Origin of the sequence: Zemynaea arenosa, from assembly GCF_004614185.1 — a bacterium.
Lineage (GTDB): Bacteria > Pseudomonadota > Gammaproteobacteria > Burkholderiales > Burkholderiaceae_D > Telluria > Telluria arenosa.
On the sequence record NZ_SPVF01000125.1, the window covers coordinates 1 to 9,116 of the forward strand.

Genomic DNA, 9,116 nt, shown 5'->3' on the forward strand with positions numbered 1-9,116 from the left:
GCGCCCCCGGCACGCTCGCGCTCAGGCCCATCGGCTCCGCAGGCAGCGCAGTGCGCCACGCCCCCGGCACGCTGCTGCTCAGGACCATCGGCTCCGCAGGCAGCGCGGCGGGCGGCCGGCCGCTCAGCGGCATCGGCTCTGCGGAGCCCACGACCGGCTCCGATGATTGCGGAGATGCCGCTGCTGCGGGGCGCGGGCCCGCTATCGTGGATACTGGCTGGTCCATGTTGGCCTCATTGGAAAGCACCTACTGGAGGCCACTCTAGGAGCGCCACCTCGCGAGCGTTTGATCCCGCTCAGCCCCGCCCGGCCGCCCGCCGCGCATCGTCGCAGGCCGCCGGAGCACTCCGCCAACCCGTTGCGCCGCCGTCACCGCTATCCCTGCGCCCCCTCGGCAAAGATGGACAACCTGGCATGCTGCAGCAGGATGATCGTCTTCCCATCCACGATCTCCCCGCGCTCCACCATCGCATAGGCCTCGTCGAACGGCATTTCCAGCACCTCGATATCCTCGCCTTCCTCATGCAAGCCCCCGCCCGGTCCCGCCTTGCGCCCCGGCTCATACTCGGCAACGAACAGGTGCACCAGCTCCACCACCGCCGCAGGGCTCATGTACGCCCGCCCGACCGCGCGCACCTCGTCCACTTCGAACCCCGTTTTCTCCTTGATCTCCTCCTTGATCCGCACCGCCGGATCCGCCCCTTCCAGCACCCCCGCCACCGTCTCGACCAGATACCCCGGCTCCCCATGCATATGCACCGGCAGCCGAAACTGCCTGGTCAGGACCACCGTACGGTGCGCCAGGTTATACAACAGCACAGTCGCCCCATCGTCCCGCCGGTACGTTTCGCGATCCTGATGAATCCACTCGCCATTCCTCGCCTTCAAATCGAAGCTCGTCTTCTTCAACCTGTCCGAGTCCCGGGACAGCGTCTCTGTCCCTTGAAACCGGATGCTTTCCTCGTCCATGGAGTTCTCCTTTCTTAAACTGGTGTAGGCTCTGCGTCAGGTTTCCGACCTATACTCAACTGCAGGAGGTTCACATGGAACGCAATCCTGTTCGTTATGGCGCTGTCTCCCAGACCCTGCACTGGCTGACCGCGATCCTGGTGCTGGCCGCTTTCATTCTCGGCCCGGAAGGCGGCGAAGAGCACGCCCGGGCTGCCGGAGTCGACCCCCAACAGCAACTGCACGAAACCTTTGGCCTGGCGGTGTTTGCGCTGGTGCTGCTGCGCCTGCTGTGGCGCCTCGTGGCGCGCCAGCCCGACCCGGTGCCGGTGGCTCGCTGGATGGGCATTGTTGCCAAGTCCGTCCAGGGGCTGCTCTACCTGCTGATGTTCGCGCTGCCGCTCACCGGTGTGGTGGGCACATGGCTGGAAGGCCACCCGCTCACGCTGGCCGGCGGGGCCGAGATCGGCCCGCTGCTGGCCCTGAACCACGACCTGGGCGAGGGCGTGTCTGAAGTCCACGAGTTCCTCGGCGACGCCATCATGTGGCTGGCGGGCCTGCACGCAGTCGCCGCGCTGTACCACCACTTCATCCTGCGCGACAGCGTGCTGGTTTCGATGCTGCCGCGCTGGGTCAAGCCCCGCCCGGCGCGTTAGGCACAGGCAGGTCGCGGTCGCCGAGCAGCAGCTTGTCCGGCGTGATCGGCGTGCTGCGGATGCGCTTTCCGGTGGCGTGGTAGATGGCGTTGGACACCGCCGCCGCCACGCCCAGGATGCCGATTTCGCCCACTCCCTTGGTGCCCAGCTGCGCGCTGACGATGCGGTCTTCCTCGTCGACGAAGATCACCTCGATGTCGTGGATGTCCGCGCACACCGGCACGTGATACTCGGCGTAGTTGTGGTTCATGAAGCGGCCGAGGTCATGGTCGGTGTAGGTCGCCTCGTGCAAGGCCTGGCTGATGCCCCAGATCACACCGCCGCTCACCTGGCTGGCCGCCGTCTTGGCGCTGATGATGCGGCCCGCAGCCACCGCGTCCACCACGCGCGTCACGCGCGCGATGCCCAGCGCCTCATTCACCCGCACTTCGCAGAACACGGCCGCATGCACGAGGCGCGCGTACTGTTCCTGCTTGTCCTTGGGCGGGGACAGTTGGTAGGTAGCTTCGATATGGTCCTTGCCCTTCGCCCGCAGCAGGTCGGCGATGGCCACTGTGGCACCGCCGCGCAAGCGCAGCTGGCCGTCGCCGAATTCCACGTCTTCGAACGATGCCTGCGCAAACGCCGATTTTTCCTGCTCGCGCGCGTACTCCCACAACTCGCGCTTGAGGTGGTCGCAGGCGCCAAAGATGGCCGAGCCGACCGAGTTCACGTGTGACGAGCCGCCTTCCGTCGGCGCCTTCGGCAGGTTCGAGTCGCCCAGCTGGAAGGTCACCTGTTCCATCGGCAGTCCCATGGCTTCGGCCGCAATCATGGTCATGACCGTGTAGGTGCCCGTGCCGATGTCCGACGCGGCGCTGGATACCACCAGCCGCCCATCGGCATGCAGCACCGCGCGCGCCTCGGCTTCCTTGACGAATGCTTCCCAGATGGCGCTCGCCATGCCGTAGCCGACCAGCTCCGCGCCCTCCTGCATGGAGCGCGGCTGCGGTGGGCGTCTGGACCAGCCGAAGCGCTCCGCCCCGCGCTCGTAGCAGGCGCGCAGCTCCTTGCTCGAATACGGCTTGCCATCCAGCGGATTACGCTCGGCATAGTTCTTCAGCCGTAGCGCCAGCGGATCCATGCCGAGGGCATAGGACAGTTCATCCATCGCCACCTCCAGCGCATGCACGCCGTGGGTGGCGCCGGGAGCGCGCATGTCCACCGGCGTCGGGCGGTCGCGCGCCACCAGCTTGTGGCCCAGCCGGATGTTCTCGCAGGCGTACAGCTGGCCAGACCAGTTGACCACTTCCTCGGTGTAGTCCTCGAAGCTGGAGGTCTCCTGCCGCGCCTCGTGCACGATGGCCTGCAGCTGGCCGTCAGGATTAGCCGCGAGCTTCACGCGCTGCCAGACCTCGGGCCGGTGGCCGAAGAAGAACATCTGCTGCCGCGTGAGCACCACGCGCACGGAGCGCTTGAGGTGCAGCGCGGCCATGGTGGCCAGCGGCAGCTGGTACTGGGGCCGCAGGCCGGAACCGAAGGCGCCGCCCACGTACGGGTTGCGCACGGTGACCCGCTCCGGCGGCAGCTGCAGCGCGCCGCAGATGTACTCATGGCAGTTCTGCGAACCCTGCGTCTTGTCGTAGATGGTCAGGTGGCCATCGTCGCCGTACACCACCGTGGACGCGAACAGCTCCATCGGATTGTGGTGCTCCACCTCATTGTAGTACTGCGCATCGACCTTCACCGGCGCGCGCGCGAAGACCGCATCGGCGTCGCCCTTGGATTCGTTGGTGGTCTCGCTGGCGTCGTGGGCGTCGTTCAGGCCTGCCAGCAGGTCGGTGGCGTGGGCCTCGGCCTCGTAGTCCACCGTCACCAGCGATGCCGCGTAACGCGCGGCTTCGAAGGTCTCGGCCAGCACCAGCGCCACCGGCTGGCCGCTGTAGAGAATACGGTCGTTGTACAGGGGACGGAAGGGCGCGCCGTCGGGCGCGGTGCTGTCCTTGTACTCCTCATCGTCGCCGGCCAGGGGCGGGCGGTGCCGGTGGGTGAGCACGTCGATCACGCCGGGGACCGCCAGCGCATCGGATGGATCGATATGCGTGATGCGGCCCTTGGCGATCATGCCGCTCACCACCACGCCATGGCACAGGCCTGGTGCGTGGATTTCGGCGGCGTAACGCGCGCTCCCGGTCACCTTGGCGCGGCCATCCACGCGCGACACCGGCATGCCGCTGCGCACGCGGCCCGTGCCCGCAGGTGCGGTCGGAGTTTGCAGGGCGGGGATCAGGTCATCCATGGTGGGCTCCTCGTTGTCCGGCAGCGGCTGTGCCGCGCACGGCGGCGTGCAGGGCCTGCACGATGGTGTTGCGGGCCAGCGGCAGCTTGAAGTCGTTCTGGCCGTAGCCGCGCGCACCCTGCAGGATGATGTCGGCGGCACGGTGGAAGGCCGCGTCGCCGGGGGCCTCGCCCACCAGAGCTGCTTCCGCGTCTTCCACCCGCCACGGCTTGTGGGCGACGCCGCCGAGGGCGATGCGGGCGGCCCGGATGCGCTGGTGCTCATCGAGATCGAGTGCGGCGGCCACCGAGACCAGTGCGAATGCATATGACAGGCGCTCGCGCACCTTGATGTAGACGGAATGGTCCGCGAAGCGCGTGGCATCGGGCAGCTCGATGTGAGTGATCAGTTCCCCAGGCTGCAGCGTGGTGTCGATCTCGGGCCGGTCTTCCGGCAGGCGATGAAACTCCGCGAACGGAATTGCGCGCGTGCCGGACTGCGAACGCACGTGCACAACCGCGTCCAGCGCGCGCAGGGCCACGCACATGTCCGAAGGGTGGGTCGCGATGCACTGCTCGCTGGTGCCGAGGATGGCCAGCTGGCGGTTGACACCGGTCCTGGCCGGGCACCCGCTGCCCGGTTCGCGCTTGTTGCAGGGGACCTCGATATCGTAGAAGTACACGCAGCGGGTCCGCTGCAGCAGGTTGCCGCCGTTGGTGGCCATGTTGCGCAACTGGGGCGAGGCGCCGGCCAGCATGGCGGCGGACAGCAGCGGGTAGCGGATGCGTACCAGCTCGTGGTAGGCGGTATCGGCATTGCGGGCGAGGGCACCGAGCCGCAAGCCACCGCCGTCGATGGCCTCGATGCGGTCCAGGCCCAGTGGGGCGAGGGTGTTGATGTCCACCAGCTCGGCGGGCGTCATCACGCCTTCCTTCATCAGGTCCAGCAGGTTGGTGCCGCCGGCGATGGGGCGGGCGTCGGGCGCGGCGAGGCGCGCCAGCGCGGCATCCAGGTCGGACGCCTGGGTCAGGGTGAACGGGTTCATGCCAGCACCGGTCCGGTGACGTAGCCCGCGGCGGGCGTCTGCTCGGCGTCATCGAGCCCCATCACCTCCGTCACCGCACGCACGATCTGCGGATAGGCTGCGCAGCGGCACACGTTGCCGCTCATGAGCTCCCGCACGTCGTTGGCGGTTTTGGCCTGGCCCTCGGCCATCAGTCCCACGGCGGAACAGATCTGGCCCGGCGTGCAGTAGCCGCACTGGAAGGCGTCATGATCGATGAAGGCCTGCTGGAGCGGGTGCAGCTCCTCGCCCTGAGCCAGCCCTTCGATGGTGGTGACCTCGTGCCCGTCCTGCATCACGGCCAGCGCGAGGCAGGAGTTCACGCGGCGGCCATCGAGCAGCACCGTGCAGGCGCCGCACTGGCCGTGGTCGCAGCCCTTCTTGGTGCCGGTGAGCTGGGCGCGTTCGCGCAGCAGGGCGAGCAGGGTGACCCAGGTCTCGACGTCGAATGTGCGCTCCTCGCCGTTGATGCGCAGGCGCACCGGATGGCGCTGCAGCGGGGCGAGGGAGCGGGTGGGCTGGCTGGGCATTGGCTGTCCTTTCGTGCGGGGGCAGGGGGCAGGAGAGCTAGCACCTTAGGTCCTGCGCCGCCGTGGCTCGGTTCGGTGACGCACACTGTGCTCCGACTGGCCCGGCCAGCTGATGACAGTTGTCACTGGCGCGGCGGCTCCGATGGCGGCACACTGTCGGCATGGATACTTTTTTCATGCGCTGGCTACGCTGGCCCTGGGTCCCGGCCGAATTCGGCAAGGCGCCGTATTTATGGCTGCTGACGATCAACTTCTTCTTCTGGAAGTACATCGGCGGCCTGCCGTCGTGGACGGAAGCGGGCATGGTGGTGCTCACCTTTGCGGCCTTCCTGGCGGCGTATTTTTCGAGCTTCTGGCGGCGCGACGGGCAGCGCGTGCTGCTGTGTATCCTGGCCGTTTGCCTGATCGGGGTGCTGTGGGTGCCCTTCAATCCGGGCGCGAACGTGTTCTTCATTTTCGCCAGCGGCATGTGCGCGGGCTTTGTACAGCGGCGCAACGCGTATGCCGCGCTGATCGGGGTGATGCTGCTGGCAGCCGTGTCGGCGGCCAATTCGGCCTACCCCGTGTTGAATTTCCTGATTCCGTCCGTGTGCGTGGGGCTGCCGGTGGGCATCGGCAGCATCATGGAAGCGCAGGTGCGCCGTTCCCGCGCCAAGCTGCTGCGCACGCAGGAGGAGGTGGAGCACATGGCGACCATCGCCGAGCGCGAGCGCATTTCGCGCGACCTGCACGACTTGCTGGGGCACACCCTGTCGCTGATCACCTTGAAGGCCGAGCTGGCGGGCAAGCTGGTGGCCCGCGATGTGGACGCGGCGGCGCGCGAGATCCGCGACATCGAGCAGACCGCGCGCAAGGCGCTGTCCGAGGTGCGCAGCGCGGTCACGGGCTACCGGCAGGCCGGCTTCACCTATGAGCTGGACAGTGCACGGCACAGCCTGGCCGCGGCCAACATCACGCTGGATGCGCGCGTCGATCCGCTGGCCATGCCGCCGGCGGTGGAGAACGTGATGTCGCTGGCCCTGCGCGAGGCGGTGACCAACATCGTGCGGCATGCGCGGGCGGCGACGCGCTGCGACGTCACACTCGCCGTGGAGCACGGGACCATCGTGCTGCGGATTGCCGATGACGGTGGCGCGGCCGATGCCGGGCGCATCCGCGCTGGCAACGGCCTGACCGGGATGCAGGAACGCGTGCGGGCGCTGGGCGGGAAGATCGTGCTGTCCGGCGGGCGCGGGCTGTCGCTGGAGCTGGCCCTGCCGATGGGGAGTGGGGCATGATCCGCATTGTCCTGGCCGAAGACCAGACCATGCTGCTGGGCGCCCTGGCCGCGCTGCTGCGGCTGGAAGAGGACCTGGACGTGGTGGGCACCGCCCGCAACGGCAAGGAGGCGCTGGAGCTGTGCCGCACGCTGCGGCCGGATGTGATTCTGACCGATATCGAGATGCCGCTGATGACCGGCCTGGAGCTGGCCGGCGCGCTGGCGGCGGAGGCGCTGCCGAGTAAGGTGATGATCGTGACCACCTTCGCGCGCTCGGGCTATCTGCGGCGGGCGTTGCAGGCGGGCGTGCGCGGCTACCTGTTGAAGGATGCGCCGGCCGAGGCCCTGGCGGCCGCGATTCGCTCCGTACACGCCGGTGGCCGCGCGATTGCGCCCGAGCTGGCGCTGGAAAGCTGGAGTGCGGGCGAGGACCCGCTGTCCGAGCGGGAACGTCAGGTGCTGCGGCTGGCGGGCGAGGGCAAGACTTCCGGCGAAATCGCGAAGCTGGTGCACCTGTCCGAAGGCACGGTGCGCAACTACCTCTCCGAAGCCATCAGCAAGCTCAACGCCGCCAACCGCGTCGAAGCCTTCCGCCTCGCCCGCGACCAGGGCTGGCTTTGAGTTCTCAGCCGGGTGGCGCGCCGTTTAGCGGGCGCGCTCCGGTACAAGGTCACCCTTGCCGCTGCGGCTCGGCGACGTAGATTTCGACGCGGCGGTTGTGGGCGCGGCCGGCCGGGTCGTCGTTGGAGGCGATCGGCTCGGCGGCCCCGCGGCCGTCGATCAGGATGCGCTGCGGATTCACGCCGCGCGAGGCCAGGTAGTCGCGCGTGTGCGCGGCCCGCTCCAGCGACAGCGGCTCGTTGATGGCCGGCGTGCCGGTGCTGTCGGTGTGGCCGATGATGGTCACATTGGTGGCCGGATTCTCCTGCAGGGTCTGGGCGAACCGGTCCAGGATCGGCCGGAAATTGGACTTGATATCCGAGCGCCCGGTATCGAACGACACATCGCTGGGAATCTCCAGCTTCAGGCGGTTGTCCTGCGTCTGCGTGACCTGCACGCCGGTGCCGGCCGTGGCCTGCTGCATCTGGCGCTTCTGCTCTTCCATGTGGCGCGACCAGACATTGCCGATCACCGCCCCGGCCGCGGCCCCGAGCACCGCGCCGCGCGTGGTGCGTCCACCGCCGCCGCCCCCGGTCGCGCTGCCGATCAGCGCACCCGCCGCGGCGCCAATACCCGCGCCGGTGGCGGTGCCGCGCTGGGTCGGCGTCATGTTGGCGCCCATGTCTCCGCACGCACTGACCGTCAGGGCACAGGCCGTCAGCAATGCCAGGGGGGCCTTCCGCAAGCTCGTCTTCTGCATGATGAGTCTCCTTTGAAAATAAAACCGGGGCCTCATGGGCCCCGGCTCATGGCTGAAACATGCCAACTGCCTATATGCCTCGCCCGCTGATCAGGCGCACCAGGATCATGATGATCGCCACAACGAGCAGGATGTGGATGAAGCCGCCGACCGTGTACGAAGTCACGAGGCCAAGCAGCCACAGAATGATGAGAACTACGGCAATGGTATAAAGCATGATGATGTCCTCGGGTGGGTTGTTATTAACGACTTGGTCGTCGTGAATCCAGTATGGCCGCGCACCGCTGGGTGATCCGTACGATGGCGTACATTACGTCACTTTTTTCCCTCACCAAACAGTGGCAGCCTGTGCAGCAGGCCCGTGAGGCCCAGCGCGCCGATCAGGCAGGACAGCATGCCGCAGGCGACCAGGAAGGCCAGGTCGTGCGGCGGCATCTGCGCCGTCAGGCTAGTGCTGTCCACGCTGGTGAGCGTGCCCATGCCGAATAGCGTGACCAACACGCCCCACACGATGATTCCAATCCAGATGAAGTGGTTCATGGCTGTCTCCCTTCGTTGGCCGGCGCATTCCGCCGTGAAACTATTGTCAAGTTGGGAAAGCTTTCATTCCGTTCGGTAACGCACACAGCCGGGTTAGCTCAGCAATAAGGGCAAGAAAAAGGGGCCCGCAGGCCCCTGGATTGGCGAACACCGCTCCGCTTACACGGCGCGGATCGAGCCCTTGACGATCTTCACGCGCTCGCCATTGCGCCAGCGCGGTGCGGCCTGCTGATGGAAGGTGCGCACAGTGCCATCGTCCAGGCGGACGCGGATCTCGTAGCTCTTGGTGGCGCGCACATTGCCCTCGACCTGGTTACCAACCACGGCCCCGCCGATGGCGCCGGCCGCGGTGGCCAGGGTCCGGCCGGTGCCGCCGCCGATCTGGTTGCCCAGCAGGCCGCCCAGCACGGCGCCGCCGGCCGCACCGACGCCGCTACCGCGCGCGCGCGTGGTCACTTCGCGGATCGATTCGATGTTGCCGCAGTTGCCGCACCACTTGCGGGC

At 67.7% G+C, this 9,116-nt stretch carries 11 protein-coding genes; 3 read left to right on the forward strand and 8 right to left on the reverse strand.

What is annotated here, in order from left to right:
• Positions 1 to 375: 375 nt before the first annotated feature.
• Positions 376 to 969, reverse strand: a complete 594-nt coding sequence (locus E4L96_RS09580; RefSeq protein WP_135206992.1) for an NUDIX hydrolase — start codon at positions 967 to 969, stop codon at positions 376 to 378.
• A gap of 74 nt (positions 970 to 1,043) precedes the next feature.
• Between E4L96_RS09580 and E4L96_RS09585 the strand changes: the two genes are divergently transcribed.
• Positions 1,044 to 1,604: a cytochrome b gene (locus E4L96_RS09585; protein ID WP_135206993.1), complete on the forward strand. Its 561-nt coding sequence runs from the start codon at positions 1,044 to 1,046 to the stop codon at positions 1,602 to 1,604.
• On the opposite strand, the gene E4L96_RS09590 is transcribed toward E4L96_RS09585, so the two are convergent.
• The 3 genes from E4L96_RS09590 to E4L96_RS09600 are packed head-to-tail and all read right to left on the reverse strand — an operon-like array spanning position 1,582 to position 5,454.
• Positions 1,582 to 3,882 carry a xanthine dehydrogenase family protein molybdopterin-binding subunit gene (locus E4L96_RS09590; protein WP_135206994.1) on the reverse strand — a complete coding sequence of 767 codons (2,301 nt, stop codon included), beginning with the start codon at positions 3,880 to 3,882 and terminating at the stop codon, positions 1,582 to 1,584. The genes E4L96_RS09585 and E4L96_RS09590 overlap by 23 nt on opposite strands.
• Positions 3,875 to 4,906 (reverse strand): FAD binding domain-containing protein, encoded by a 1,032-nt coding sequence (locus tag E4L96_RS09595; protein WP_135206995.1) that lies wholly within the window; start codon positions 4,904 to 4,906, stop codon positions 3,875 to 3,877. Before E4L96_RS09595 ends, E4L96_RS09590 begins: the two co-directional genes overlap by 8 nt.
• Positions 4,903 to 5,454, reverse strand: coding sequence for a (2Fe-2S)-binding protein (locus E4L96_RS09600; protein WP_135206996.1), 552 nt, complete (start codon positions 5,452 to 5,454; stop codon positions 4,903 to 4,905). The genes E4L96_RS09595 and E4L96_RS09600 overlap by 4 nt, the downstream gene beginning before the upstream one ends.
• A gap of 176 nt (positions 5,455 to 5,630) precedes the next feature.
• Between E4L96_RS09600 and E4L96_RS09605 the strand changes: the two genes are divergently transcribed.
• Together E4L96_RS09605 and E4L96_RS09610 are read left to right on the forward strand one after the other, a co-directional pair.
• Positions 5,631 to 6,731 (forward strand): sensor histidine kinase, encoded by a 1,101-nt coding sequence (locus tag E4L96_RS09605; RefSeq protein WP_135206997.1) that lies wholly within the window; start codon positions 5,631 to 5,633, stop codon positions 6,729 to 6,731.
• Positions 6,728 to 7,333, forward strand: coding sequence for a response regulator transcription factor (locus E4L96_RS09610; protein WP_135206998.1), 606 nt, complete (start codon positions 6,728 to 6,730; stop codon positions 7,331 to 7,333). Before E4L96_RS09605 ends, E4L96_RS09610 begins: the two co-directional genes overlap by 4 nt.
• A gap of 49 nt (positions 7,334 to 7,382) precedes the next feature.
• On the opposite strand, the gene E4L96_RS09615 is transcribed toward E4L96_RS09610, so the two are convergent.
• The 4 genes from E4L96_RS09615 to E4L96_RS09630 form a co-directional block, all read right to left on the reverse strand.
• Positions 7,383 to 8,072, reverse strand: a complete 690-nt coding sequence (locus E4L96_RS09615; RefSeq protein ID WP_135206999.1) for a YiaD family glycine zipper/OmpA-like lipoprotein — start codon at positions 8,070 to 8,072, stop codon at positions 7,383 to 7,385.
• 70 nt (positions 8,073 to 8,142) lie between these two features.
• A complete protein-coding gene (locus E4L96_RS09620; protein ID WP_135207000.1) occupies positions 8,143 to 8,289 on the reverse strand; it encodes a lmo0937 family membrane protein in 147 nt (48 codons plus the stop codon).
• A gap of 98 nt (positions 8,290 to 8,387) precedes the next feature.
• Positions 8,388 to 8,612 carry a hypothetical protein gene (locus E4L96_RS09625; protein WP_135207001.1) on the reverse strand — a complete coding sequence of 75 codons (225 nt, stop codon included), beginning with the start codon at positions 8,610 to 8,612 and terminating at the stop codon, positions 8,388 to 8,390.
• 159 nt (positions 8,613 to 8,771) lie between these two features.
• On the reverse strand, positions 8,772 to 9,116 hold a 345-nt coding region (locus tag E4L96_RS09630; RefSeq protein ID WP_135207002.1), incomplete at its 5' end, for a glycine zipper 2TM domain-containing protein.

Excerpts from the sequence above, each read along its gene's own strand:
- E4L96_RS09580 (WP_135206992.1), bottom strand. The coding sequence starts at position 969 with ATGGACGAGGAAAGCATCCGGTTTCAAGGGACAGAGACGCTGTCCCGG.
- E4L96_RS09585 (WP_135206993.1), top strand. The coding sequence starts at position 1,044 with ATGGAACGCAATCCTGTTCGTTATGGCGCTGTCTCCCAGACCCTGCAC.
- E4L96_RS09590 (WP_135206994.1), bottom strand. The coding sequence starts at position 3,882 with ATGGATGACCTGATCCCCGCCCTGCAAACTCCGACCGCACCTGCGGGC.
- E4L96_RS09595 (WP_135206995.1), bottom strand. The coding sequence starts at position 4,906 with ATGAACCCGTTCACCCTGACCCAGGCGTCCGACCTGGATGCCGCGCTG.
- E4L96_RS09600 (WP_135206996.1), bottom strand. The coding sequence starts at position 5,454 with ATGCCCAGCCAGCCCACCCGCTCCCTCGCCCCGCTGCAGCGCCATCCG.
- E4L96_RS09605 (WP_135206997.1), top strand. The coding sequence starts at position 5,631 with ATGCGCTGGCTACGCTGGCCCTGGGTCCCGGCCGAATTCGGCAAGGCG.
- E4L96_RS09610 (WP_135206998.1), top strand. The coding sequence starts at position 6,728 with ATGATCCGCATTGTCCTGGCCGAAGACCAGACCATGCTGCTGGGCGCC.
- E4L96_RS09615 (WP_135206999.1), bottom strand. The coding sequence starts at position 8,072 with ATGCAGAAGACGAGCTTGCGGAAGGCCCCCCTGGCATTGCTGACGGCC.
- E4L96_RS09620 (WP_135207000.1), bottom strand. The coding sequence starts at position 8,289 with ATGCTTTATACCATTGCCGTAGTTCTCATCATTCTGTGGCTGCTTGGC.
- E4L96_RS09625 (WP_135207001.1), bottom strand. The coding sequence starts at position 8,612 with ATGAACCACTTCATCTGGATTGGAATCATCGTGTGGGGCGTGTTGGTC.